The sequence below is a fragment of the Pseudarthrobacter naphthalenicus genome (assembly GCF_029076445.1).
GTDB lineage: Bacteria > Actinomycetota > Actinomycetes > Actinomycetales > Micrococcaceae > Arthrobacter > Arthrobacter naphthalenicus.
The window spans coordinates 26,834-51,212 of the sequence record NZ_JARESG010000018.1; the positions used below are offsets into that span (position 1 = coordinate 26,834).

A 24,379-nucleotide genomic window follows, 5' to 3' on the forward strand; every position below is an offset into this window, starting at 1 on the left:
GCAGCCTGGCTCAAGAAAGAGACTCCCCCATGAAGGCTGAAGACATCAAGAACCTCAAGATCGCCATCGTCGGCGCCGGCTACGGCGGCGCCGCAGCGGCCAAGGCCCTGAGCCTGCTCGGTGCAGACGTCACGGTCTATGAGCAGGCTCCCCAAATGGGTGAGGTGGGCGCCGGCATCGGCCTGCGCCCCGCCACCATGGCCCGGTTCCGCCAGTGGGGCATCTTCGACGCGATCGCCAACGTGAGTTCGGCCAGCGACTACTTCGAGATCCTCACCGCCACCGGCGAGCCGATCATGAAGGACACCTGGCCGGAGTTCGGCGAGGAGAAAAACACGTACCTCATCCACCGCCGCGACTTCATCGAAGCGCTCCTCAGCGTCCTCCCCGAGGGCATGGTCAAGCTCGGCCACAGGTTGGAGACCATCGAAGACAAGGGCGGCCGCTCCGTCCTGACCTTTGCCAACGGCGAGACGGCCGAGGCGGACCTGGTGGTCGGGGCCGACGGCATCAAGTCCTCGGTGCGCGAGCAGCTCTTCAGCGACAAGGGCCCGGTGTTCTCCGGCGAGCACGCCTACCGGGTGGTGATTTCCGCCGACGACGCCCACGGCATGGTGACGGATGACAACCTGCGCATGTACATCGGCAAGGGCACGAAGGTCTACCTCCTGCCGCTGCGCCACCGCAACCAGATGTCCTTCGACATCACCGCCCTGAACCCGGACGGCACCTGGGCGCCCGCCATCACCAAGGAAGACCTCCTCAAGACGGTGGAAGGCTTCGACGAGCGGATCGTGGCCATCACGCGCGGCCTGGACATGGACACCGTCAACATCCGCGCGGTCTACGACATCGACCCGGTGGACACCTGGCACACCGACTCCGTGGTCCTCATGGGTGACGCGGCGCATTCCATGCTGCACCACCAGGGCCAGGGTGCGAACTCCGCCATTGAGGACGCCGGAGCCCTGGCCGACGCCCTGGCCCAGGCCGGCTCGGTCAAGGAGGCCCTGGCCCTGTTCCAGGCGACCCGCAAACCCGTCACGGACGAGCTGCAGCGCATTTCCCGCCAGGGCTGGAGCGAGGAGGAAGTCAACGACGTCTTCCCGGGCCAGAAGCCCACGTCCCAGCAGCCCGCGGCCGCAAACGAACCAGTAGAGGCGAAGGCCTGAACGTTATGACCATCCATCCCGAAATCGCCAAAGTCCTTGCCGCCATCCCGGCTCCCGACGGATCGCCGCTTGACCCCGCGGCCATGCGGGCGGCCGAGGCCGCACACGTAGCCGCGCCGGCGGACCGGCTGCCGCTTCACGCCGTCGAAGACGTCACGGCAGTCACCAAGGCCGGCGAGGTGCCGGTCCGCATTTACACGCCCGCCGAGGCGGGCGCGTATGGGGTCCTGGTGTACTTCCACGGCGGCGCGTTCTTCCTGGGCAGCCTGGACACCCACGACCACGTCGCCCGGGCCCTGGCGAAGGAAACCGGCTACAAAGTCATCTCGGTGGGCTACCGGCTGGCGCCCGAGGCCGCTTTCCCGGCGGGGCTCGAGGATTGCTATGCGGTGGTCCGGTGGGCCGCCGAGCAAGGCCAGGCCCTGGGCTGGGATGGCAGGAACCTGGCCATCGCGGGTGACAGCTCGGGCGGGAACTTTGTGGCCGCCGTCGCCGCCAAGGCCCACGAAGACGGGTTCGACGGCGTCACGCACCAGATCCTGTTCTACCCGTCCGTGGACCTGGACTTCGCTGAAGACCGGTATCCCTCGCTGCGGGAGAACGCCGTCGGGTTTGGCCTCGAAACTGCGGGTCTGAAGCCGTTCAACGCGTTCTACCTCAACAGCGGCGCGGATCCTGCCGATCCCCTGGTCTCCCCGATCAAACGCGGGGATCTCGGCGGCCTGCCGCCGGCCCTCATCATTACGGCCGAGCACGATCCGCTGCGGGACGAAGGCGAGCTCTACGCCCGGCGCCTGCGGGAGGCCGGCGTGGACGCCACCGTCAGCCGGTACGCCGGGGCAAACCACGGCTTCGTCCAGAATTTCTCCTGGATCCCGGAGTTCTACCGTCCGTTCCATGAGGCAGCGGGCTTTCTGAACACCAGGGCCGGGCAGTGACGGAATCAGTGGCCGTCCATCCCCTGGTATCCCCCTGGGGCCGGTTCGGACTCTACAGCTTCTTCATCGACGCGCCGGAGCCTGCCATCGTGGACACGGGAATTGCGTCCTCGCCGGCCGAAGGCATGGTGCCGGCGCTGGAGGCGATCGGCCGCCGGATCGAGGACGTCCGCTGGATCTTCCTGACCCACGGCCATATCGACCACATCGGCGGCGCTTACGCGCTGTGGGAGCTCACCGGTCGCCGGGCGCAGGTGGTCATCCACGAGGCCGACGCGCCGATGCTCCGTTCGCGCCGGGCCCATGTGGACGAATATCTGTCCGGGCGGGCGCAGTACCTGAATGACCCGGATGGCGAGGCAAAGCTGACGGCGGCCACCCACGCGGTGATTTCCGGGGAGATGGAGCCCACCCTGCTGGTGCGCGGGGGCGAAACCATCTCCCTCGGCGGGGACGTCTCCGTCTCGGTTCATTCGATTCCGGGCCACACCCCGGGCTCGGTGGCCTATGTGATTGAGGGCCAGAACGACGTGTTCGTCGGTGACGCCGTCCAGGTCCACGGCGCGGCCAACGGTTTCCCCGGGTTTGTGGACCCGGCCGGATACCGTTCGAGCCTGCAGTACCTTGCCGGGGAAATCCGTCCACGGCACCTCTACCTGGGGCATCCGTACCGGACCGCGGACGGCACACCCTACGGTGTGGAGCTCGACGCCGATCAGGCCCGGGAAGCGCTCCAAGGCAGCCTGGAGATTGAGGCCCGCGTCAAGGAAGCGGCCTGCACCTGCCTAGAGGAAGGACTGCAGGATTCGGACTCGCCGTATTCACCGTTCGCCCGCGTGGCCGAAGACCTCGGCTACCAGGGGGACCCCACTTTGGAGCCGTCCCCGTTCTTCACCACGCTGCACGGCTACCGCAGCACGTTCGACCGATTGACCGATGATGAGGAGATAAGCACTCGTGGATGACTTCCAGCTCGTGAATGCCGGCGGCAATCAGATCGCCGTCCGCAAGGACCTCCGGGTCCCAATGCGCGACGGCATCGAACTCGCCGCCGACGCCTACCAGGGCACCGATGACAAGCCGCGTCCCGCGCTGGTGGCGCTGAGCCCCTACGGCAAGGAACTTCAGGCCCTCGCGCTGACCACCCCGCCGCAGCGCCGGCCCAGCCCCATGTGGGACGGCTGCATCGAGGCCGGCGACATCGCCCGGATCGTCAAGGAGGACTACGTCCACGTCATCGGCGATCTGCGCGGCTCCGGCGCGTCCGAAGGCGAGCACATCGGCAACTACAACGCCGGCGGGGTTTCCCTTGGCCAGGACGCGTATGACTTCATCGAGTGGGTCGCCGCGCAGCCCTGGTGCGACGGCAACGTCGGCATGGTGGGCATCTCCTACTTCGGCTCCATGCAGGTACTGGCCGCGGCCGAACGCCCGCCGCACCTGAAGGCGATCTTCGTCTCCGGCGGCCACTACGACTTCTACGAAACCACGTACCACGGCGGCGTCATGTGGTTCATGCCCCGGGCCGCGCGCGAAGGCCGCGGCGGCGACTCAGGCTGGGCGTTCACGGACAGCGTCAAGTCCCGCATGATCGAAAAGTACTCCCCGGATGAACTGAAGAAGCTCGTGGCCGAGCGCCTGCAGGATCCGGACGTCGCAGCATGGCCCAACCTGGTCCACGTCCTGCACTACCCGAAGAACCACGAGGCCTGGTTCGACATCGTGATGAACGAGCTCGACGGCGACTGGTACGAGGAGCGCAACCCGATCACTCTGGCCCCGAACATCGACATCCCCGTCTACCTGCAGCTCGACCAGGGCCGCGGCTGGACCCTGGACGGCACCATCGAGCTGTACAACGCGCTCAAGGGGCCCAAGAAACTCGACATCGGCCCCTACCCGCCCATGCAGTCGCGGCCCTTCATCGAGGAGCACGACAAGATGTTCCGGTGGTACGACTACTGGATCAAGGGCATCAACAACGGGGTGATGGACGAGCCGCCCGTAAGTGTCTTCGTGGAAGGCTCCCGCGAGGTGGTCACCGCTGACCAGTGGCCGCCCAAGGAAGTGGAATACAAGCCCCTGTATCTGCGCCCGAGGGGCAAGCTGTCGCCGGAGTCCGAGCCGATGGGTGCCGAATACGCTGCCCCGGACGGCTTCTATCAGGCCCCACTGACGGTGACGGACAAGGTGGAGATGCTCTCCTGGAGCACCGATACGTTCGAGACGGACACGGAGCTGATCGGCACCGGCGCGGCGCACATCTTCGCGGAAATCGACCAGCCGGACACGAACTTCATCATGCGCCTGTGGGACTACGCCCCCAACGGCAAGCGGCAGCTGATCACCAGCGGCTACCTGAAGGCTTCACACCGCGAGCTCGACGAGCGCACCACCGCGGGCAACCCGTACCACCCGCACACACGCTCAGTGCCGGTGGAGCCGGGGACGATCGAGGAGTACGTGCTGCGGCTCTACCCGTTCGCGAACACCTTCAGGCCGGGCCACCGCCTGGTGGTGGAGCTGTCCAACGACGAACCACTTGCCGACGAGCACAACGCCCTGCTGCCGCCGGACGCTTTCCACCTTCCGGTGGGGCGGCCCGTCACCCACAAGATCTACCGCGACGCCGCCCACCCCTCCCGGCTGGTCCTGCCGTACACCGCGCGCAAGGGCCTGTAAACAGCGCCCGACGCCGGATCCTGGCTAATCGGCCAGGATCCGGTAGAGAGCGCGGCGGGTTTCGTCGAGCTTCTCGATTGCGGCGGTGCGCTGCTCTTCGGTGGCGGCGCTCCGGAACTGATGGATGACGCCCATCAGCTTTCCCACACTCTGGTGGAACGCCGGCCCTGATCCTTCAGCCTCGGTGTTCCAGGCGTTCTCCAGCTCCTCGGCGTGCTCGGCCACGTAGGCCTTCCCGGTATCCGTGAGCGTAAAGTCGGTCCGCCGGCCCTCGCTGAGGGGCGTGATCAGTTCCTCATCCACCAGCTGCTGGAGCGTGGGATAGACGGATCCCGGGCTGGGCCGCCACGCACCCGAGGTTTTTTCGGCGATGGTCTTGATCAGGCCGTAGCCATTGGAGGGGGCTTCAGCCAGAAGTGACAGGATCGCCCAGCGGACGTCGCCCCTTCCGGCCCGCCGGAAACCTGGTCCGAACCCGGGGCCAAAGCCTCCGCCGGGCCCGAACCCCGGGCCGAATCCCGGCCCGAATCCGCCGCGCGGCCCAAATCCCGGGCCAAAGCCTGCGCCGCGGTGCCCGTGCGGCCCGCGCCGGCTTCTTCCGCGCCCGAACTTTCCCCGCCCGAAGGGGGGTTCCAAACACTTGTCATCGTGAATGCCTTTCATGGTGGCATCGTCCCTTCGCTGATGTGATTTTCTTGTGGTCGGTTTTCGCACCGGTGAACCTATCACCGATAGTTAACGATATATCGGTAATAATGGGAACGGCAAGAGTCGGCGGGGGTCCCCGGCGAAGAATTTTCCGCGCAGCCAACAGTTCAGCAGGCATCTGGATGCGGCAGGTTCAGCGGCGTATCCTGATCACACGTCGCAAGCTTGAGGGCTGAAGAATGGCGAAGAAAAGGAAGCACGGGCACCGCCTGGCGGGGACCCTGGGAAGGATCCTCGGTTTCTTTACTGCGAGCGCATTGTGCGGCGTCCTTGCCGCCAGCCTGGTGGCCCCGGCCGTCGCCGCCGCAGGCCTGGGGGTCAGCACCTCCATCGGATTCTTTGACAGCCTCCCCGAGGAACTCACGGTCCAGCCGCCGTCGCAAACCACCAGGGTGCTCACGTCCGATGGTCAGACGATCGCCACGTTCTACGCCGAAAACCGGGTCCGTGTCCCGCTGGCCAACATGTCACCGTTCATCAGGGACGGCATCGTGGCCATCGAGGACAGCCGCTTTTACGAGCACGCCGGCATTGACCCCCAAGGCATCCTCCGGGCCTTCCTTTCCAATGTGACGTCCGGGGGCAAGCAAGGGGCGTCCACCATCACCCAGCAGTACGTCACCAATGTCATCAACGAAGCGCGGCTGTCCCAGGACAAGGGCAACGAGGTCATCCTCAGCGGCCAGAAGGACATGGGCGACAAACTGCGGGAGATGAAGCTGGCCGTCGCACTGGAGAAGAAGTTCACCAAGGACCAGATCCTGGAGGGCTACCTGAACATCGTCTTCTTCAACAGCGACGCCTACGGCGTGGAAGCAGCTTCCCGCTATTTCTTCAGCACCACCGCCAAGGATCTGACGCTTCCGCAGGCGGCCTTGCTCGCCGGGCTGGTCAATAGCCCCACGTTCTACAACCCCGCAGTTAACCCGGAGAACTCGAAGGCCCGCCGCAACCAGGTGCTCGACGAGATGCTCAAACACCGCAAAATCACCCAGGCCCAGCACGATGAAGCTGCGGCCGCCCCCATAGAGCTGAAGATCACGCCGGAGCGGCAGGGGTGCGCCAATGCGGCCATGGCACCCTATTTCTGCGATTACATCTCGCACCTGATCCTCAATAACCCCGCCTACGGGTCGAGCCTGCTCGAGCGGCAGCGAAGGCTCTACCGCGGGGGGCTCACCATCACCACCACCCTGGACAGCAGGCTGCAGGCCGCCGCACAGGCGCAGGTGGATGGCACGGCGGGGCCCAACCCGGACCATTGGGGGGCAGCCCTGGTGACGGTTCAACCTGGCACCGGGAAGATCCTGGCCATGGCACAGAACACGGTATTCCTGCCCGCGGACGGAAAGTTCGACACCCAGCTGAATTTCAACGTTGACGCCAAGGACCCTCAAGGCAATGACCTTAACGGCGCCGGCGGCTTCCAGCCAGGGTCAACAATGAAGCCGTTTACCTTTGCTGAATGGCTCAACGAAGGGAAGTCCATGACTGCCGTGGTGGACGCGTCCCGGCGGGTGTATCCGCTGGGTTTCCCGTGGCGGTCCAGCTGCGGAAAAGTTCTGGGGGCCTACAGCACGGCGCAGAACAACCCGCAGCTGGGCGCCGCGGACGACCTGCAGAACGCGGAGGACGGCTTCTACCGCCCCATGCCGGTCAACTATGGGCTGTACAACTCCATTAACACTGCAACGTTCGCCGCGGCCGCCCAGCTGGACTTCTGCGGTATCCAGAAGATGGTGGACGCCGTGGGCCTTCACAGCGGGCTGGACGGTGCCCAGATCAACATGCACCAGCTGGGCAACCTGCTCGGTGCCACCGGCGTGGCGCCGCTCCATCTGGCGAACGCCTTTGCCACCTTCGCCAATGACGGCAAATACTGCGCCCCCGTGGCGCTGGTGGACGTCACTGATGCTGCCGGCGGCAAGCTCCCGGCGCAACCCAGCGAATGCCGCGATGCCGTCAAACCCGACGTGGCACGCGGGGTCAACGCGGTACTGCAGGATGTGCTGACCAAGGGCTCCGGCGTCTGGATCAACCCGAAGGTCCATGACAAGCGGCCCACGGCGGCCAAGACCGGCACCTCCAACAACAATGGCTCCACCTGGGTGGTGGGCTACACCTCGGGCCTGGCCACCGCGTCGTTCTTCGGGGATGCGCTGGAGGGCCAGAAGCGTTCGGGCCAGAACGTGACCATCAATGGAACCTTCTACCCCCGGCTGGACGGCTGGATGATCGCCGGGCCGCAATGGGCCAATTACATGGTGCAGGTAACGCCGCTGTATCCGGCAAACCCGTTCCCGCCGCCGCCGGCATCCATGACCAAACCGTAGCGCCCACTCAGGTAGTGCTGCGCTAGGTAAACTGCGCTAGGTAGAACTGAGCTAGGTGGTACCGCGCCAGAGGCGCCGCCACCAGGACGGCTTAGGCTCCGGTTCGGGCACAGCCGCCGCGGCACGGGATGCCCGGCGCTCGTGCCAGCGGGCCACCTCGGTGTCCACGTCCCGGGTTTTCGTGATGACCGGAGGCCCGCCCTGGAGTTGGCGGCGGGCGTCGATCACCCGGGCGTTGAAGTCAGCCAGCATGTCGCGGACCTGCTTTTCGGTGAACAGGGCATCGAGCCGGCCGTCCAGCCCGGCGTCCTCAGTGCGCAGAAGGATGGCTTTGGGCCCGAGTCCGCTGAGATTCTCACGCTGGATCAGCCCCTTGACCCACCAGTCAGGATCGTAAGCCTCCCCCAGCCCCGGAATGGGTTTTCCCGCATACTTGAGGTTGTCGAACTTGCCCTGCGCCATGGCATCCCGGATCAGGTATTCCACCCGGCGGGCATCGTCCACCTTCTTGCGCTTTTCCCGTTCCCGCGCCTCGGCCGCTTCAAGGGCGGCCTCCTCTTCGGCGCTGATGCCGGCGCCGCGGTAGGACCGCAGCTCGGCGGCCCGCTCCAGCCGGCGCCGGAAGGATCCCGTCCCGCCGCTCATAAGACTGCCGCTCCCTCCGCGCCGACCCCCACGGCGCCACTCACCGCCGAACGGGGGCCCGGCATCCACCCCGCCAGCCTGCCCATCAGGATCACAAAGCCAGCATACTTTTCCAGCCGGAGGCGGTGAAGGTGCGCCATTGCCTTTATGAGTGGCCGGACGCGGTACCGAAGGGCAACTCCGGGTGTAAGCGTGCGATGCTTCGAAGACCACTGACGAGATGAGGACCCCGATGAACACCCCGGCTGCCGGCCCCGACACCCCCGCCCTCACACTGTTCTGCGCCTTTGCGCTGAAACAGGCAGTGGAGCAAACCATCCTTCCCGCATACATCGCAGCGGGCGGCCACCCGGTGGAGGCAGTCTATGAACCCACGTTCAGGCTGCTGACCAGGATCGAGGCCGGCGCCCGCCCGGATGTGATGGCAGGGATCACCGGCACCCTCGCGGACCTGGCTGCATCGCACATCGTGACCGGGCTCCGCCCCCTCGCCCGGACAGGGGTGGGCGTGGCCGTTCCGCCGGACGCGCCGGTTCCGGACATCAGCACCGTGGATGCCTTCGCCAGCGCCGTGACCAGCGCCCGCTCGGTGGCCTATTCCCGCAGCGGCCCGAGCGGCATCTACTTCGCCGGACTGCTGGAACGGCTGGGGATTGCCGGAGAGGTGAAGGCCAGGGCCACCGTGGTTGATTCCGGGCCCACCGCAGCGGCGCTCCTGGACGGCCGCGCGGACCTTGCCATCCATCAACTCAGCGAGCTGATCCTGGTTCCCGAGGCCACTATTGTCGGCCCGCTTCCGGAGGACATCCAGGAGTACACCGACTTCTCCACAGCGCTGGGGGCCGCATCCCTGGCGGCGGGAGGCCAGGAGTTGCGTGCGTTCCTGCACGGCCCCGAGGCGCGCACAGCCTACGCGGCAAACGGACTGGAAGCATTTTCCGAAAAAGCTTGACGGTTCAACTTTATAGATCTATATTTAGTTGTAGCTTCAAGTAGTAATCCTCAAGCAGAACAGAATCTGATGCAAAACTTCCTCGCCCGCCTTTTCGGAAAGAAGAACACCATGACTGACATCACCATCATCGGCAACGGCAACATGGCCCGCGGCATCGCCAGCCGCGCCATCGCAGCAGGAAAGAAGGTCGAAATCCTCGGCCAGGACGCCGCCAAGGCGCAGGCTCTCGCCAACGAACTCGGCGCAGACGTCAGCTTCGGCACCACGGCCGGCGCCCCGCAGGGCAGCATCGTGGTCCTCGCCGTCCCGTTCGATGCGGCCAAGGCTGTTGTCAGCGCCTACGGCGACCAGCTCGCCGGCAAGACGGTGGTGGACATTACCAACCCCGTGAACTTCGAAACCTTTGATTCCCTCGTGGTGGAGCCGGGTTCCTCGGCTGCCGAGGAGATCGCGGCACTGGCCCCGGCCGGGGTCAACGTCGTCAAGGCGTTCAACACCACCTTCGCCAGCACCCTGGTGGCGGGCGAGTCCGGCGGTAAGCCGCTGGACGTCTTCATCGCCGGTGACAACGCCGAGGCCACCCAGGCCGTCAGCAGCTTCGTCAGCGCCGCGGGCATGCGCCCCCTGGTAGTGGGCCCGCTCAAGCGCTCCCGTGAACTCGAGGGCTTCCAGTTCGTCGTCATGACCATGCAGGCCAACCCGGCGTTCGCGGACTTCAACTGGGATACCGGGCTCGCCATCACCAAGTAGCCAAACCCAAAAGGAAGGGCACGACGCGCGGGACCTCCCGCCGTCGTGCCCTTCCTTTTTGTTCCGGAAGCTGAGGCACCGGAGCACGAGACGGGCCCGGGGCTTGCCCTCCGGGCGCCCGGCAACGTGGTTAGGGGCTGCTAAAGCTGCGGAAGCACCTGGTCCCGGACCTGCCTTCGGAGGATCTTGCCCAGCATGGAACGTGGCATGTCCTGGATTTCCACAATGCGGCGGGGCACCTTGTACCCGGCCAGGTGCTCCCGGCAGTGGGCGCGCAGGGCTTCCTCATCCAGTGCTGTGCCCGGTTCGAGTTCAACGGCCGCCGCGACCAGTTCGCCGCCGCGTTCCAGCGGTTTGCCGATCACGGCCGCGTCCTTCACGTCCGGATGGAGCCGCAGGACGGACTCCACCTCACTGGGCGAGACGTTGAACCCGCCCGTGATGATCAGCTCCTTCGCACGGTCCACGACGGTGGCAAAACCGTCCGCATCGACCGTGACAATGTCTCCGGTCCGCAGCCAGCCATCGGCAGTCAGCGTTTTGGCCGTTTCCTCCGGGTTGTTCCAATAGCCTTTGAAAACCTGCGGGCCCCTGATCAGCAGCTCACCCTGCTGGCCGGGCGCCACCTCAGTGCCGGGGTCATCGAGCTCCACCACCTTCATCAGGGTGGACGGGAACGGGACGCCGATGGTCCCCGCCCGCCGGCTCGGGTGGAAAGGGTTGCCCATCGCTACCGGTGAGGATTCGGTCATCCCGTAGCCCTCCACCAGCAGGCCCCCGGACACGGACTCCCAAAGTTCCACCACGTGGTCCGGCAGGTTCATGGCCCCGGAGATGCAGTACTTGCAGCTGCGCAGCGAAACCCCCTTTTCCCTCGCCGCCATCGCGGTCCGTTCGTAGATCGGCGGCACCGCGCAGTAGACGGTGGCCGGCGACTTCTTCATGGCGGCGAGCACCAGGTCAGTGTCGAACTTGGGGAAGAGCACCAGCAGCCCCTGCTTGCGGATGCCGAACGTCAGGTACAGGGTCATGCCGAACGCGTGGAACATCGGCAGGATGGCGTAAAGGATCTCCTTGCCGTATTCGGCGCCCTGCATCCAGGCCTCCCCCTGGAGGGCATTGGCGTAGAGGTTGAAGTGGGTGAGCATGGCGCCCTTGGGCCTGCCCGTCGTCCCGGAGGTGTATTGGATGACCGCCAGATCCTCCACCGCGGGCCCCGGGTGGGCGGGGTCAATCCGGCCGTGGTCCAGGAGGTGCTTCCACGGCATGGTGCCCGGAGCCGGGGCCGTCAGGGACGCCCTGGTGTCACGCAGCTTCCCTACGGGCAGGCCCAGCGCCAGGCGTTTGATGGCGGGGAACGCCGCCAGGAGGTTGACCGAGACAACATGGTCAATCTCGATGTCGGCCGGAAACTCCCGGATGGCAGCGGCCGCCTTGTCCCACGTAATGACCACCCTCGCCTGGTGGTCCTCAAACTGGTGGCGGAGCTCCCGCGAGGTGTACAGCGGGTTGTGCTCCACCACCACCGCGCCCAGCCGGAGTACGGCATAGAAGGCAACCACGTGCTGGGGACAGTTCGGCAGGATCAGGGCCACACGGTCCCCGGCCCGGACGCCCAGCAGCCGGAGGCCTTCGGCGGCACGGTCCACCTGCTCCCCAAGTTCCGCATAGCTGGTGCGCCGGCCGAAGAACTCCAGCGCCGGGCGAGTGCCGGCTTCGGCCACGGAGCGTTCCAGCATGGCCGTCAGGGACTCTGTCGGCAGCTCAATCTCTGCCGGCACGCCCGGCTGGTAGTTCTTCACCCACGGCTGCACATCCACGTCTTCCACGGCTTCAGGCCTGCCCGAAACTGAGCACTCGCCCCGCCGCGGTCCAGCCCGAGGCCAGGAAGCGGGCGGCCTCGTCCGGGTCCACAATGAGGATCAGCGTGCGGGCACCGTGAAGGAAGGCTTCCTCGGCGAGGGTTGCCAGCAGGGCCGGCTGGTACGCGTCCCGGTCCTGCGCGGTCTCGAACCTGAGGTTGCCGATGACCGCGGCCTGCTCGCCGACACTGATGCGGCCGCCGCCCACGGGATGGTCGAACACGGAGATCTCGGCGACGTCGTAGTCCTCCATGGGAGCCGAAGCCACCTGGGCATTTTCCGGAAGGGAGTGGGCCGCGGCGATCTCGGCCGTGGCGGCCGTCAGGAAGAGGTAATCGCCCAGGAGCGGGAGTCCCCGCTCCTGGGCTTGCGTCCGCGCCTCGGAATCATCGGCTTCCGCGGGGACAAAAACAGCGGAACCGTTGGCGGCGGGCCCGGCGCCGCGGACACGGCTCCACAGCACGGCCCATTCGTTGAGATGATCCGGCAATTCAGACATGTGGCGCTCCTCGGCTCGACGGCGGCGGTTCACGTTGATTCTTGCACCACCGGCCCGCCGCCGCTAAAACGCGCTTTGGCCGCCCCTTCGCCGGGCCCTGCCGGCCGCTACACCGCGCGGGCAGATGCCGCGAGGACGGCGTCGATCTGGCCTGCGGCCTCCTTGAGGCCTTCCTCCATGCCCATCTTGACCATTTCCTCCATCTGCTCTTCGGATTCGAAGGTGGACAGGATGGTCATCCGGGTGCGGCCGCCGATGTCTTCGAGGTCCACGGCTGCATGGGCGGTTCCCATGGCGTCCACGGGCGCGCCGGACTCGTAAGCGAAGCCGTCATCGAACTCGAGCCTCCGCGGCGCCTCGATGGCGGTGAACCGCCACCATCCGCGGGGCTTCTCGCCTTCAGGGGTGGTCATGTAATAGTCGGCCTTCCCTCCGGGCTGAAAGTCGAACCGGTCAAACGTGGCCGGATAGTTGGGCGGCCCCCACCAGCGCTCGAGCTGCCGGGGGTCTTCCCAGACCTGCCAGACGCGGTCGACGGCGGCGTCGAACTCCGCGACGAGCGTGAGACTGAGTGCCTCGAGATTCTTGGTGGTACCGATAACAGGCATTGCCGTACCTTCCTATCCTTCAGCCAGAATGTCCGCGATCCGCCCGGCGCGCTGCCGCCAGATCGCCTCGTACTCATCAAGCAGCCGGCGGGCCTTCTGCAACCCTTCGTGATTGCCCCGCACGATCTGCTCCCTTCCGCGCTTTTCCTTGGCGACAAGGGATGCGCGCTCCAACACCGCCACGTGCTTCTGGACGGCGGCGAAACTCATGGCATAGAGCGCAGCAAGGCCGGAGACGGAGTACTCCGCGACGGTCACCCGCCGGACGATGTCACGGCGGGTTCCGTCCGCGAGGGCCTGGAACAGGCGGTCAACGTCCGCATCACTGAGCTGATCTACAACCATTTGGTTGTACGATACGCCGGGCGCTCCGGGAGTGTCAACGGGTTCCTCCCCTGACCCTCTCCACGAGAGTGCACTTGGCGCTGGTCCCGGGGCGGAACACTGCCGCGAAGTGCACACTCGGCGAAGCCAGGCCGCTCCGCTGCGGCGGCACCCGCCGGACTGGCAGGCCAATCTTTTGCAGGCGGTCCTGTCCCACGACCGTGAGTGGATCGACATTTTCCTCTACTGAGCACCTCATAACGAACGTGCAATCGATCACACTTTCGCCTTTTCGGTTGTCAAATTCGCGGCTCACCATGAACCATGAATAGGGGGCTATGCTCCCCGCACACCTGAATCAGCAATCCTCACCGACGAGGATGCGGCCGCTTCAAGGATGACCTGGCCGTCAACTGCATGAGCGAAAGTAATGACAATGACGTTTGAATCCCACCACTCTGTGTCCCTCAAAATCTGGGACCGGTCCGCGATTGAGCACACTCTTGACGCAGCAGCGCAGGACCTCTCCGCCAAGGCGAACACCACCAAATGCCGCATTGCCGTCCACGCCAGCGGCCCCAACACCTTCACGCTGAGCGTCCGCAGCGACGACCACCAGCTCGTCACAGCCTAAGGCTCAGCACCAAAACAGAAGCGGGCGATCGCAGGAACCTCCTTTGGTTCCGGCGATCGCCCGCTTCTGTTTGAGGCCCGCGGGGCGTCGGGGGGATAGTTGGATCACACTGGCATGCCGACTCCCGGAGAGAGGAGTATGGTGAAGCTTAGTGCATGCAAATGCATGAATATGACGGATCGACGAAGGAGAATGCCCCATGGAGGCATGACAGTTCAACGGCACCAACAAACCACTGGAACTCAACGAGGTAGCAGAGCCGACGGCCGGTCCCGGCCAGGTCGTCGTCAGCGTCAAGGCCGCCGGGGTGTGCCACTCCGACGTCACCGCCCTTGATGATGCCGGCTGGATGCCGCTGTTCCCCGAACTCCCCCGCACCATGGGCCACGAAAATGCCGGCGTCATCACCGAAGTCGGCGAAGGCATGGACCACTGGAAGGTCGGCGACCGCGTGGGCCTCTCCCCCGTGATGAGCGACGGCGACGCCCTCGGCTACGGCAAATGGGACGGCGGCTTCGGCCCCAAGCTGCTCGCCACGGACGACAACCTGGTCAAGCTGCCGGACGAGGTCACTTTTGAACTCGGCGCGATGGCGACGGACGCCGGCCTTACCGCGTACCACGCCGTCATGGCCGTGGGCGGAGCCAAGGCAGGCATGAAGGTGGGTGTGATCGGCCTCGGCGGCCTCGGGCACATCGGCGCCCGCGTTGCCGTCATCGCCGGTGCGGAGGTCTACGGCGCTGAAGTTAATCCGGAGACCCAGAAGCTCGCTGACGAGATCGGCCTGGCCGGCGTCGCGGGACCTCGAGAACCTCTACGCCCTCATGAAGTCGGGCCAGCTGAACCCGCCGATGAACCTCATCACCCAGGCGGACATCCCGGAGGCAATCGACAAGCTGCGCACGGGCGGCGTTGTGGGCCGCTTCATCGCAAAATACGAGGACTAAGTTCCCCAGCACCTCAGGCAAAACTGAAGCGGACGACGCCGGTACCTCCCGCGTCGTCCGCTTCTGTTTTGCGCCCTCAAGGCAAGAGCACTAGCCTTGGTCGCCGCCGCCCACCGGAAGTACGGTGCCCGTGATGTAGCTGGCGTCATCCGATGCCATAAAAAGGATGGGCGCGGCCTGCTCAGCCAGCGTTCCGTAGCGCTTGAACAGGGTACTCTCCGTGGTCTGGTCCACAATCTCCTGGTACCACAGGGCTTCCTGCGCGGACTGCTCGTGAGGGTTGCGCGGCACCTTGCGCGGCGGGGCTTCCGTGCCGCCGGGCGCAGTGGCCACCACGCGGATGCCCTTGGACGCGGCTTCAAACGCGAGCGACGCCGTCAGGGCATTGACGCCGCCCTTGGAGGCGGCATGCGGCACGCGGTTACGGCTGCGGGTGGCGATGGAGGAGATGTTGACGATGACGCCGGCCCCGCGCTCCACCATGTGCGGCAGCGCGGCCCGGCAGCACCACAGGGTTGGGAAGAGCGAACGACGCACCTCGGCCTCGATCTCTTCCGCCTCGTAGTGCTCGAACGGCTTGGCCCAGATGGTGCCGCCCACGTTGTTGATCAGGATGTCGATCCGCCCGAACTCCGCCACGGCATAGGCCATCAATTCCGATGCGCCGGCGTAGGTCTCGAGGTCACAGAGGTGATGCCGGGAGGCGGCGCCGCCCGCAGCGATTCCCGCAGCCACCTCCGTCACCAGCTGCGACCGGTCGGCCAACACCACCGTGCCGCCCTCGGCGGCAACCTGATGGGCGACGACGGCGCCAATTCCTTGGGCGGCTCCGGTCACCACCACAACTTTGTCCGTAAAGCGCATCGCCTTGTGTCCTTCTTTCGTCTTCTTCGTAGGTTGCCTGTGCGTCTCCGCCCGCCTAAAGGGCCGGTTCGCGATTCAGCGCTGCGGCCGGTTCGCTTTCAGCCTCTCCCGCTGCCGCTGCAACCGAGTTGCGCACCAGCAAAGTGGCCAGGGCGGCGAGGACCAGCGGCACAGCCAGTGTCATGAAGTACCCGGAGGCGCCGAACCCGGCGAGGATGAGCCCGCCGAGGGCCGAGCCCACAATCGAGCCGAGCCGGCCGATCCCAATGCCCCAGCCGGTGGCCGTGGCGCGCAGCTGCGTGGGGTAAGCGTTCGCGATCAGGTAGTTCAGGGCCAGCTGCTGGCCGCCGATGCCGAAGCCGGCCAAGCCGATCAGGATGAACACCAGGGCGAAGTTGGAACCGGCCAGCCCCAGGCCCAGCGCCACAAGGATGCCGGCACCGAACATGACCAGCAGCAGCTTCCGCGCGTTGACCTTCGGCAGGATGATGGACAGCGGGATTGCAAAGAGGATGAACGCGCCGTTGACGGTCACGGTACCCATGGCGGCCTGCGAAGCTGCCAGACCCAGCGTTTTCAGGGCCGTGGGCATCCAGAGGAGCAGCAGGTACCAGGCGATCCAGTTCAACAGGTAAGTGGCAAACACGGCGATGGTGACCATCCGGTACTTCGCGGAGAACAGTGCGGAGACGGAGCTCTTCTCTTCCTTCCTGTCCTCGGTGACCAGCTCAACGTCCGGGTCCACCGGCTTTCCGGAGACGGCTGCCATGATCTTGCGTGCCTCAGCCTGCGCAGCAGGCGTGCGCTTGGTGGCGAGGAACACCGGGGATTCGGGGAGCAGCTTGAGGCACACCAGGAGCAGCGCCAGCGGAAGCACGCCGCCCACCAGGAAGATGCCGCGCCAGCCCATGACCGGAAGCCAGGCCGCAGCCACCAGGCCGCCAAGCAGTGCACCGCCCGGAAGGCCAAGCAGCACCAGGGTCATAAATGTGCCGCGGCGGGCCTTCGGGCTGAATTCGGCCGTCAGGGCAAGGAGTGCCGGTGTTGCGCCGCCCATTCCCAGGCCGATCAGGAAGCGCAGGACGATGATCTGCTCCAGCGTCTGTGCGAAGCCGCCGGCCAGGGAGAAAACGCCGAACAGGACCAGGGCCAGCAGAATGGTCTTCTTGCGGCCGATCCTGTCGCCGAAGGTTCCCAACGTCATGGCCCCGGCGCACATGCCGATGGTGCTGGCCGTGATGACCCAAGTCATGTCGGTGGCCTGCAGGCCGAAGTCGTCGGCTATGGCCGGGCCAATGAAGGCGATGGATTGGGTATCGAACCCGTCCAGCAAGGCGATCACGAAGCACAGCGCCACGACGGACCAGCGCTTCACCCCCATGGGCGTGTTGTCGATAACGTCCTGGACATTATAGGCAGCTTTAGTCAACGTTGACTCTCTTTCACATGTTTCTGGGCATGGGAGCCCATCCGGGCTTGGGTAGCCGAGGAGTTGAGGTTGGCGGACAACTGCAACAGGCGTCGGTTGTGCCTGGCATCACGTCCGCGACATCGGCAACCTTAGGGTAAAAATTGAGCAATCAAAAATACTGATTCATGTTCTATTGAGAGCTATTACCTATGAATTCTGTGGACTTGCGGGAATGCTCCGTTTGGCGGCCCGGCGTGGCAGCAACAGACGCGGTGGCCGGCCGGTTACATATGCTGAAGCCATGCAGCTTGAACAGTTCAATTCGAGTGGCCGCGCGGAGGCTGCCGATTTCCTCCGCCCTTGCCTGGACATCCCGCGCTGGATCGACGAGCTGGTCGCAGGACGGCCGTATTCCAGTCCCGACGAGCTTCTGGCAACGGCCGGGTCCGCCGCGAATCCGTTCACGCGCGCGGAAATCGACGGGGCTCTCGCCCATCACCCGCGGATCGGTGAGCGGGCGCAGGGCGACAGCGCGGGAGCGCGGCTGGCCAGGGCGGAGCAGGCGGCGCTGGGGGCGGCCGATGAAGCCGTCGCCGAGGAGTTGGCGGAGGGCAACCGGCTCTACGAGGAGAAATTCGGGCAGGTCTTCCTGATCCGCGCCGCCGGCCGCAGCCGCGCGGAGATCCTCACCGCCCTCAACATCAGGCTCACCCACACGGCAGAACAGGAACAATCCATCATTGGGCAGCAGCTGCGGGAAATCGCAGTGCTCCGGCTCGAAGGACTGATCAGCATATGAGCACTTCCCACGTCACCACGCACGTCCTTGACACCGGTTCCGGCCGGCCGGCAAAGGACGTCCCGGCATCCCTGCACAGGCTTGAGGACGCAGGCTGGACCAGGATTGCCGAGGGCATGACGGATTCGGACGGACGCGTCAAAGAACTGGGGCCGGCGCGCCTGCCGTCGGGGACCTACCGTCTGACCTTCGACACCGGAACGTACTTCGCCGCCAGCGGCACCGAAGCGTTCTACCCCGAGGTGACGCTCACCTTCAGCGTGGGTTCCGAGGAGCACTACCACGTGCCGCTTCTGCTCAGCCCGTTCGCGTATTCCACCTACCGCGGCAGCTGAGCTGCCTATTGCCCGCTACCAGCGCGGGTGGATGGCTTCGCGGAAGTAGTGGTCGTAGATCCAGCGGACGCCGGCGTCGAACTCTTCCGTAATATCCACGGCAGCCGCTGCCGCGTTCGCCCTCGCCTGGTCTGCGTTCCGGGCGCCGGGAATCACCGTTGTGACGCCGTCCTGCGCAGTTATCCAGGCGATGGCCGCCTGGGCGGAGGTGGCGCCGGCAGGGATCAGCTGTTCAAACTCGGCCACGGCTTTGAGGCCCAATTCGAAGTCGACCCCCGCGAACGTCTCCCCGACGTCGAAGGCAGCACCGTTGCGGTTGTAGTTCCGGTGGTCGTTCTCCGCGAAGGTCGTTTCCTTCGTGTACTTGCCCGAGAGCAACCCGGATGCGAGCGGCACCCGTGCGATGAGGCCAACGTTTGCGGCCTTCGCGGCGGGGAGAACCTCATCCAGGGGCTTGAGCCGGAACGCGTTCAGGATGATCTGGACGGAGGCGGTCCCCCCGTGGCGGATTGCTTCCAGCGCCTCATCCGTGCGCTCCACGCTGACGCCGTAGTTGCGGATGGCACCCTCGGACACCAAGGTGTCCAACGCGTCATAAACTTCGGCGCTGCTATAAACCGGCGTGGGCGGGCAGTGCAGCTGGACCAGGTCCAGGGTGTCGGTGCCCAGGTTCCGGCGCGACCGGTCCACCCACTGCCGGAAGTTGGCCAGGGTGTAATTCTCCGGCTGCTGGTCCACGCGGCGGCCCATCTTGGTGGCCACGGTGATCTCCAGGCCCAGATTGTCCGCGAGGAACTTCCCGATGGCCTGCTCGCTCCTGCCGTCCCCATAGACATCAGCTGTGTCAAAGAAGGTGACCCCGGATTCCACGGACGCTGCCAGAATGGCTTGGGCCTCCGCCTGGTCAACGTTGCCCCAATCGGCGCCGAGCTGCCAGGTGCCGAGTCCCACGACGGAGACGTTACGTCCGGTCTTGCCTAAAATCCGCTGTTCCATCCCTCGACTATAGGGCCCGGGACACGCGGGACGGCGAAGCTCTGGCTTTCCGTTGTGCACGCGGCAAGGATGGAGCATGGACGGAATTAGGGTAGTCGTCAACGGGCAGCCCCGCGACTGCAGCAGCGCCAGCCCGCACACCTCGCTTCTTGACTGGCTGCGTGCAGAAGGCCTGACCGGTGCCAAGGAAGGCTGTGCCGAGGGTGAATGCGGGGCCTGTGCAGTCCTGGTGGCGCGGCCGGACGGCCCCGATCACAGCCGGTGGACTTCGCTGAATTCGTGCCTGCCGGCCGCCCTCGCTTTCGACGGCCAGGAAATCATCACCGCGGAAGGCCTGGGCACCGTGTCCGTCCCGGGCGCTGCCCGGGAAGACCTTCATCCTGTGCAGCAGGAAATGGCGGACCGGGGCGGGTCGCAATGCGGATACTGCACTCCGGGCTTCATCTGCTCGATGGCGGCCGAGTACTACCGGCCGGACCGGAACCCGGCACGGGAGGGTGCGCAGGCGCATTCGCAGCAGGAAACAGGAACCGAAGCCGTAGGCGAAGAGCATGCCACCGACCATGAATGCGGGCCCAACGGCTTTGACCTGCACGCCCTGAGCGGGAATCTCTGCCGGTGCACCGGCTACCGGCCCATTCGGGACGCCGCCTATGCACTCGGAACCCCGCCGGGAACAGATCCACTGCTCGAAAGGCAGAACCGACAGGCCCCGGCGGCCAAACACACCCGAGCGGACGACGGCGCAGGGTTCCTTCGTCCGGGAACGCTGGCCGAAGCCCTCCGGCTCCTTCAGGAGAACCCGGAGGCCAGGCTGGTCGCAGGCGCCACGGACCTTGGTGTCGAGGTGAACCTCCGGCATTCCCGGCCGCCGCTGGTCCTCGCCATCGACCGCCTCGAGGAGTTACGGACGTTAAAGTTCGACGCCGGACACGTCGAGATCGGTGCGGCCCTGACCTTGTCGGAGGCCGAACGCGGCCTTCGCGGCAGGGTGCCGCTTCTTGGCCAGCTGTTTCCACAGTTCGCTTCGCGCCTGATCCGCAACGCGGCCACCTTCGGCGGGAACCTCTCCACGGGGTCGCCCATCGGCGACTCCGCTCCGGTGCTCCTCGCCCTGGACGCGCGGGTGGTCCTGGCCTCTACCGGCGGCGAACGCGAGGTTCCGCTCTCGGAGTACTACACCGGGTACCGGCAGAGTGTCAGGAAGCCCGGCGAACTGCTCAGCGCAGTGCGGATTCCGCTGCCGCTGGCCGAAAACGCGGCGTTCTATAAGATCGCCAAGCGGCGCTTCGATGACATCTCCAGCGTGTCTGCGGCGATCGCGCTGCAGGTCACGGACGGCACCGTGGCTTCGGCCCGGATCGGCCTGGGCGGAGTTGCCGCCACACCCATTCGTGCCACCGCAACCGAAGAGGCCTTGGTGGGCCGGCCGTGGACCGCGGACACGGCGGCCGCGGCAGGTCCCGTGATGGCGGGCGAGGGCACACCGATCGACGATATGCGGGCCAGTGCGCTCTACCGTTCGGCGATGCTGCGGCAGGCGCTGCTGAAGTTCCATGCCGAACATGCTCCCGTGGAGGTGGCGTGATGAAATCCCTTGCCGAGCGCCCCGTCAACCCCGTCGTAGGGGTCCCGGTGTCCCACGAGAGTGCAGCGGCCCACGTGACGGGCACTGCCCTCTACACTGACGATCTGGTGGTCCGATCCCGGAATGTCCTGCATGCCTGGCCGGTCCAGGCACCGCACGCCCATGCGCGGGTCGTAGCGCTGCAGGCCCAGCCCGCGCTCAAGGTTCCCGGCGTGGTTAAGGTGCTGACGGCGTCGGACGTTCCGGGCATCAACGACTCCGGCACCAAACACGACGAACCGCTCTTCCCCGGCGAGGTCATGTTCCACGGCCAGGCGGTGTGCTGGGTCCTCGCCGAGTCCTTGGAAGCGGCGCGGCTGGGCGCAGCTGCTGTGACCGTTGAGTACCAGCCGTTGCCGTCGCTGCTGACACTCACCGAAGCTATTGCCGCGGAAAGCTTCCAGGGCAACCAGCCAACCGTTGCCCGGGGTGAGCCGGACCAGGCTCTGGCGGACGCGGCTCACCGGTTCAGCGGCGAGTTCGAGTTCGGCGGCCAGGAGCACTTCTACCTGGAGACCCAGGCGTGCCTCGCCTACATCGATGAGGGCGGACAGGTCTTTGTCCATTCGAGCACCCAGCATCCGTCCGAGACGCAGGAGATCGTGGCCCACGTGCTGGGGCTTTCCAGCCACCAGGTGACGGTGCAGTGCCTGCGGATGGGCGGCGGCTTCGGCGGCAAGGAGATGCAGCCGCACGGCTTCGCGGCGGTGGCAGCTTTGGGCGCCAGCCTCACCGGCCGGCCTGTGAGGCTCCGCCTCAACCGCACCCAGGACATCACCATGACCGGCAAACGCCACCCGTTCCACGCCCGCTGGGAAGCCGGATTCGACGGCGACGGGCGCCTCCAGGCGCTCAGGGCCACCATCACCAGCGACGGCGGCTGGAGCCTGGACCTTTCCGAGCCGGTCCTGGCGAGGGCCATGTGCCACATCGACAATGCCTACTACATTCCCAACATTGAGGTCCACGGGCGGGTCGCGAAGACCAACAAAACCTCGCAAACGGCGTTCCGGGGCTTCGGCGGCCCGCAAGGAATGCTGGTGATCGAGGACATCCTGGGCCGCTGCGCGCCGGAATTGGGCCTCGACCCGGCCGAGCTCCGGCGTCGAAACTTCTACGAACCGGGACAAAGCACACCGTACGGCCAGCCCGTCCGGCACGCTGAACGGCTCACCGCGATCTGGGAGTTGCTGCTGGACCGCGCCGAAGTGGCGCGGCGGCGTGAGGACATCGCGGCGTTCAACACAGCGCACCCGAACATCAAGCGGGCCCTGGCCATCACCCCGGTGAAGTTTGGCATCTCGTTCAACCTCACCGCGTTCAACCAGGCCGGGGCGCTGGTCCACGTCTACAAGGACGGGTCCGTCCTGATCAACCACGGCGGCACCGAGATGGGACAGGGCCTGCACACCAAGATGCGCCAGGTGGCGGCGACCGCGCTGGGCGTGCCGCTCGCGTTCATCCGGCTGGCTCCCACCCGCACCGACAAGGTGCCCAACACGTCGGCCACTGCGGCAAGCTCCGGCGCCGACCTTAACGGCGGCGCCGTCAAGAACGCCTGCGAGCAGATCAGTTCGCGGCTGGCGGAGGTGGCCGCCCGGCGACTGAACATCCACCCGGACGACGTGCGGTTCGAAGCCGGCAAGGTGACGGGGATCGGGTTCCACGACCGTGATCTCAGTTTCGCCGAGGTGGTCCTGGACGCCTACTTCCAGCGCGTTCCGCTCTGGGCGGCCGGTTTCTACCGGACCGAGGGGCTGCATTGGGACAGCACCCGGATGCAGGGCGAGCCGTTCAAATACTTCAGCTACGGAGCGGCGGTCACCGAGGTGGAGGTGGACCGTTTCACGGGCGCCTACCGGCAGCTGCGCACAGACATTGTGCACGACGTCGGCGACAGCCTTTCGCCGTTGATCGACGTTGGGCAGATCGAAGGAGGTTTCGTGCAGGGTGCGGGGTGGCTGACCCTTGAGGACCTGCGGTGGGACGTGTCCGACGGCGACGGGCGGGGACGGCTGACCACCCAGTCGGCCAGTACGTACAAGCTGCCGAGCTTCTCCGAAATGCCGGAACAGTTCAACGTGCACCTCTTCGAACGGGCCACCGAGAGCGGCGTGGTGTACGGCTCCAAGGCTGTGGGCGAACCCCCGCTGATGCTGGCCATCAGCGTCCGGGAGGCATTGCGGGCGGCGGTGGCGGCCTTCGGTCCGGGCGGTATTTCGGTGGAACTGGCGAGTCCGGCAACTCCGGAGGCGGTGTTCTGGGCGATCGAACGGGTCACCGGCTCCCAAACGTCCGCGTCCGGATCAGATGCCGCGTCCGGATCAGATGCCGCGTCAACGCCGGATGCAGCATCCGCCCCGGCCACCCCGTCTCCCGCCACACCGTCTCCCGCCACTCCGCCTCCAGTCCCGACGGCGGCGACCTGACATGGACTGGCTGGACGCCCTGCAGCACTTGAGGTCCGCGGGTTTGCCCGGGGTCCTGGCCACCGTGTCCGAGGTGCGCGGCCATGCGCCGCGGGAGGCCGGCGCCAAAATGGTGGTGGGGGCAGAGTCCATCTGGGGCAGCATCGGCGGCGGGAACCTCGAGGCCACCGTGGTGGACCGGGCCAGGGACATGATGGCCCGGGGCCTCACATCGCCGGAGACCACCGAGTTCGCGCTCAACGAGCACGCAGCCACAGAGCACGGCAGGCAGTGCTGCGGGGGAAAGGTGCGGGTGCTGCTCGAACCCTTCCTGTCGCTGCCCACGGTGGCGATCTTCGGCGTCGGGCACGTTGGCTACGAACTGGGCCGCATCCTCTCCCGGATCCCCATGACCCTGTACCTGGTGGACAGCCGCGGGGAACAGCTTGCTGCGGCCCGGCTTGCTGATGTGACCTCGGCTGTGGCCGACGTCCGTGCCGTGCACACCCCGGTTCCCGACTCCTTCATTGGCGACCTTCCGGCGGGCGCGCACGTGTTCATCATGAGCCACGACCATGCCGAGGACTTCCTGCTCTGCCATGCGGCCCTGCGACGGCCGGACCTGGGAAGGGTGGGGCTGATCGGCTCGCGGGCCAAGTGGATCCGGTTCCGGCAAAAGCTGGCCGCGGAAGGATTCACTGACGCGGAGATGGACCGGATCCAGTGCCCGATCGGGCTTCCGGAGGTCAGCGGGAAAGCGCCGGCGGTCATCGCCGTGAGCGCCGCAGCGGACCTGCTCCGCGCCCCGGTGACCGCCGTTCCGCGGGTCAGCCCATCAGCCAGCCAGTCAACGCCGGGAACCAACTCATGAAGTGGGGAATC

At 66.1% G+C, this 24,379-nt stretch carries 23 protein-coding genes; 14 read left to right on the forward strand and 9 right to left on the reverse strand.

All coding sequences use genetic code 11. The annotated features are described in order from the left end of the window. Positions 1-29 precede the first annotated feature (29 nt). The 4 genes from PY310_RS16350 to PY310_RS16365 are packed head-to-tail and all read left to right on the forward strand — an operon-like array spanning position 30 to position 4,792. A complete protein-coding gene (locus PY310_RS16350; RefSeq protein WP_275215524.1) occupies positions 30-1,172 on the forward strand; it encodes an FAD-dependent monooxygenase in 1,143 nt (380 codons plus the stop codon). Positions 1,173-1,177: 5 nt separating this feature from the next. After that, on the forward strand, positions 1,178-2,110 hold the full coding sequence (locus tag PY310_RS16355; RefSeq protein WP_275215525.1) for an alpha/beta hydrolase: 933 nt from the start codon (positions 1,178-1,180) through the stop codon (positions 2,108-2,110). Beyond that, the gene (locus PY310_RS16360) at positions 2,107-3,075 is read left to right on the forward strand and encodes an MBL fold metallo-hydrolase (RefSeq protein ID WP_275215526.1); all 969 of its coding nucleotides are present in this window, start codon (positions 2,107-2,109) and stop codon (positions 3,073-3,075) included. Before PY310_RS16355 ends, PY310_RS16360 begins: the two co-directional genes overlap by 4 nt. Next, entirely contained in the window at positions 3,068-4,792 is a 1,725-nt protein-coding gene (locus tag PY310_RS16365) for a CocE/NonD family hydrolase (RefSeq protein WP_275215527.1), read from the forward strand. Before PY310_RS16360 ends, PY310_RS16365 begins: the two co-directional genes overlap by 8 nt. A 24-nt stretch (positions 4,793-4,816) precedes the next feature. On the opposite strand, the gene PY310_RS16370 is transcribed toward PY310_RS16365, so the two are convergent. Continuing rightward, positions 4,817-5,455, reverse strand: a complete 639-nt coding sequence (locus tag PY310_RS16370) for a PadR family transcriptional regulator (protein WP_275215528.1) — start codon at positions 5,453-5,455, stop codon at positions 4,817-4,819. 224 nt (positions 5,456-5,679) lie between these two features. Here PY310_RS16370 and PY310_RS16375 point away from each other — a divergent pair, with 224 nt between their 5' ends. Beyond that, the gene (locus PY310_RS16375; protein WP_275215529.1) at positions 5,680-7,833 is read left to right on the forward strand and encodes a transglycosylase domain-containing protein; all 2,154 of its coding nucleotides are present in this window, start codon (positions 5,680-5,682) and stop codon (positions 7,831-7,833) included. 51 nt (positions 7,834-7,884) lie between these two features. Here the strand turns inward: PY310_RS16375 and PY310_RS16380 are convergent, their stop codons facing one another. Then, on the reverse strand, positions 7,885-8,478 hold the full coding sequence (locus PY310_RS16380) for a DnaJ family domain-containing protein (RefSeq protein ID WP_275215530.1): 594 nt from the start codon (positions 8,476-8,478) through the stop codon (positions 7,885-7,887). A 232-nt stretch (positions 8,479-8,710) separates the two neighbouring features. Here PY310_RS16380 and PY310_RS16385 point away from each other — a divergent pair, with 232 nt between their 5' ends. Beyond that, complete coding sequence (locus PY310_RS16385) at positions 8,711-9,430, forward strand: molybdate ABC transporter substrate-binding protein (protein ID WP_275215531.1); 720 nt, start codon at positions 8,711-8,713, stop codon at positions 9,428-9,430. A 111-nt stretch (positions 9,431-9,541) separates the two neighbouring features. Beyond that, positions 9,542-10,183, forward strand: a complete 642-nt coding sequence (locus tag PY310_RS16390; protein ID WP_275215532.1) for an NADPH-dependent F420 reductase — start codon at positions 9,542-9,544, stop codon at positions 10,181-10,183. 140 nt (positions 10,184-10,323) lie between these two features. On the opposite strand, the gene PY310_RS16395 is transcribed toward PY310_RS16390, so the two are convergent. From PY310_RS16395 to PY310_RS16410, 4 genes are all read right to left on the reverse strand, one after another. Further along, positions 10,324-12,012: a long-chain-fatty-acid--CoA ligase gene (locus PY310_RS16395; protein WP_275215533.1), complete on the reverse strand. Its 1,689-nt coding sequence runs from the start codon at positions 12,010-12,012 to the stop codon at positions 10,324-10,326. A 4-nt stretch (positions 12,013-12,016) separates the two neighbouring features. Continuing rightward, positions 12,017-12,544 carry a hypothetical protein gene (locus PY310_RS16400; protein ID WP_275215534.1) on the reverse strand — a complete coding sequence of 176 codons (528 nt, stop codon included), beginning with the start codon at positions 12,542-12,544 and terminating at the stop codon, positions 12,017-12,019. A 107-nt stretch (positions 12,545-12,651) separates the two neighbouring features. Next, the gene (locus PY310_RS16405) at positions 12,652-13,152 is read right to left on the reverse strand and encodes an SRPBCC family protein (protein WP_275215535.1); all 501 of its coding nucleotides are present in this window, start codon (positions 13,150-13,152) and stop codon (positions 12,652-12,654) included. 12 nt (positions 13,153-13,164) lie between these two features. Beyond that, positions 13,165-13,497, reverse strand: coding sequence for an ArsR/SmtB family transcription factor (locus tag PY310_RS16410; protein WP_275215536.1), 333 nt, complete (start codon positions 13,495-13,497; stop codon positions 13,165-13,167). 415 nt (positions 13,498-13,912) lie between these two features. Between PY310_RS16410 and PY310_RS16415 the strand changes: the two genes are divergently transcribed. Continuing rightward, positions 13,913-14,110 (forward strand): hypothetical protein, encoded by a 198-nt coding sequence (locus PY310_RS16415; RefSeq protein ID WP_275215537.1) that lies wholly within the window; start codon positions 13,913-13,915, stop codon positions 14,108-14,110. 307 nt (positions 14,111-14,417) lie between these two features. Beyond that, positions 14,418-15,191 (forward strand): alcohol dehydrogenase catalytic domain-containing protein, encoded by a 774-nt coding sequence (locus PY310_RS16420; protein WP_275215538.1) that lies wholly within the window; start codon positions 14,418-14,420, stop codon positions 15,189-15,191. Here the strand turns inward: PY310_RS16420 and PY310_RS16425 are convergent. Together PY310_RS16425 and PY310_RS16430 are read right to left on the reverse strand one after the other, a co-directional pair. Further along, on the reverse strand, positions 15,148-15,921 hold the full coding sequence (locus PY310_RS16425) for a 1,6-dihydroxycyclohexa-2,4-diene-1-carboxylate dehydrogenase (RefSeq protein WP_275215539.1): 774 nt from the start codon (positions 15,919-15,921) through the stop codon (positions 15,148-15,150). The two genes, PY310_RS16420 and PY310_RS16425, sit on opposite strands and share 44 nt — an antisense overlap. Before the next feature lie 55 nt (positions 15,922-15,976). Beyond that, positions 15,977-17,350 carry an MFS transporter gene (locus tag PY310_RS16430; protein ID WP_275215540.1) on the reverse strand — a complete coding sequence of 458 codons (1,374 nt, stop codon included), beginning with the start codon at positions 17,348-17,350 and terminating at the stop codon, positions 15,977-15,979. Positions 17,351-17,633: 283 nt separating this feature from the next. On the opposite strand from PY310_RS16430, the gene uraD reads away from it, so the two are divergent. Together uraD and uraH are read left to right on the forward strand one after the other, a co-directional pair. Further along, complete coding sequence (uraD, locus tag PY310_RS16435; RefSeq protein WP_275215541.1) at positions 17,634-18,131, forward strand: 2-oxo-4-hydroxy-4-carboxy-5-ureidoimidazoline decarboxylase; 498 nt, start codon at positions 17,634-17,636, stop codon at positions 18,129-18,131. Then, positions 18,128-18,466, forward strand: a complete 339-nt coding sequence (gene uraH / locus PY310_RS16440; protein ID WP_275215542.1) for a hydroxyisourate hydrolase — start codon at positions 18,128-18,130, stop codon at positions 18,464-18,466. The genes uraD and uraH overlap by 4 nt, the downstream gene beginning before the upstream one ends. 15 nt (positions 18,467-18,481) lie before the next feature. Here uraH and PY310_RS16445 read toward each other — a convergent pair whose 3' ends face one another. Next, on the reverse strand, positions 18,482-19,462 hold the full coding sequence (locus PY310_RS16445) for an aldo/keto reductase (protein ID WP_275215543.1): 981 nt from the start codon (positions 19,460-19,462) through the stop codon (positions 18,482-18,484). Positions 19,463-19,538: 76 nt separating this feature from the next. Between PY310_RS16445 and PY310_RS16450 the strand changes: the two genes are divergently transcribed. From PY310_RS16450 to xdhC, 3 genes are read left to right on the forward strand one after another with little or no spacing between them, the layout of a single operon-like run. Next, positions 19,539-21,050: a xanthine dehydrogenase small subunit gene (locus tag PY310_RS16450; RefSeq protein WP_275215544.1), complete on the forward strand. Its 1,512-nt coding sequence runs from the start codon at positions 19,539-19,541 to the stop codon at positions 21,048-21,050. Next, positions 21,050-23,518 carry a xanthine dehydrogenase molybdopterin binding subunit gene (gene xdhB, locus PY310_RS16455; RefSeq protein WP_275215545.1) on the forward strand — a complete coding sequence of 823 codons (2,469 nt, stop codon included), beginning with the start codon at positions 21,050-21,052 and terminating at the stop codon, positions 23,516-23,518. The genes PY310_RS16450 and xdhB overlap by 1 nt, the downstream gene beginning before the upstream one ends. Before the next feature lies 1 nt (position 23,519). Beyond that, positions 23,520-24,368, forward strand: coding sequence for a xanthine dehydrogenase accessory protein XdhC (gene xdhC / locus PY310_RS16460; protein ID WP_275215546.1), 849 nt, complete (start codon positions 23,520-23,522; stop codon positions 24,366-24,368). Positions 24,369-24,379: the final 11 nt, after the last annotated feature.

Bases quoted from the DNA above. Each gene is read 5' to 3' on its own strand.
- PY310_RS16375 (WP_275215529.1), top strand. From the start codon at position 5,680: ATGGCGAAGAAAAGGAAGCACGGGCACCGCCTGGCGGGGACCCTGGGA.
- PY310_RS16450 (WP_275215544.1), top strand. From the start codon at position 19,539: ATGGACGGAATTAGGGTAGTCGTCAACGGGCAGCCCCGCGACTGCAGC.
- PY310_RS16445 (WP_275215543.1), bottom strand. From the start codon at position 19,462: ATGGAACAGCGGATTTTAGGCAAGACCGGACGTAACGTCTCCGTCGTG.
- PY310_RS16415 (WP_275215537.1), top strand. From the start codon at position 13,913: ATGACGTTTGAATCCCACCACTCTGTGTCCCTCAAAATCTGGGACCGG.
- PY310_RS16390 (WP_275215532.1), top strand. From the start codon at position 9,542: ATGACTGACATCACCATCATCGGCAACGGCAACATGGCCCGCGGCATC.
- PY310_RS16405 (WP_275215535.1), bottom strand. From the start codon at position 13,152: ATGCCTGTTATCGGTACCACCAAGAATCTCGAGGCACTCAGTCTCACG.
- PY310_RS16410 (WP_275215536.1), bottom strand. From the start codon at position 13,497: ATGGTTGTAGATCAGCTCAGTGATGCGGACGTTGACCGCCTGTTCCAG.
- xdhB (WP_275215545.1), top strand. From the start codon at position 21,050: ATGAAATCCCTTGCCGAGCGCCCCGTCAACCCCGTCGTAGGGGTCCCG.
- PY310_RS16380 (WP_275215530.1), bottom strand. From the start codon at position 8,478: ATGAGCGGCGGGACGGGATCCTTCCGGCGCCGGCTGGAGCGGGCCGCC.
- PY310_RS16370 (WP_275215528.1), bottom strand. From the start codon at position 5,455: ATGAAAGGCATTCACGATGACAAGTGTTTGGAACCCCCCTTCGGGCGG.
- uraD (WP_275215541.1), top strand. From the start codon at position 17,634: ATGCAGCTTGAACAGTTCAATTCGAGTGGCCGCGCGGAGGCTGCCGAT.
- PY310_RS16400 (WP_275215534.1), bottom strand. From the start codon at position 12,544: ATGTCTGAATTGCCGGATCATCTCAACGAATGGGCCGTGCTGTGGAGC.
- xdhC (WP_275215546.1), top strand. From the start codon at position 23,520: ATGGACTGGCTGGACGCCCTGCAGCACTTGAGGTCCGCGGGTTTGCCC.
- PY310_RS16425 (WP_275215539.1), bottom strand. From the start codon at position 15,921: ATGCGCTTTACGGACAAAGTTGTGGTGGTGACCGGAGCCGCCCAAGGA.
- PY310_RS16350 (WP_275215524.1), top strand. From the start codon at position 30: ATGAAGGCTGAAGACATCAAGAACCTCAAGATCGCCATCGTCGGCGCC.
- PY310_RS16385 (WP_275215531.1), top strand. From the start codon at position 8,711: ATGAACACCCCGGCTGCCGGCCCCGACACCCCCGCCCTCACACTGTTC.
- uraH (WP_275215542.1), top strand. From the start codon at position 18,128: ATGAGCACTTCCCACGTCACCACGCACGTCCTTGACACCGGTTCCGGC.
- PY310_RS16355 (WP_275215525.1), top strand. From the start codon at position 1,178: ATGACCATCCATCCCGAAATCGCCAAAGTCCTTGCCGCCATCCCGGCT.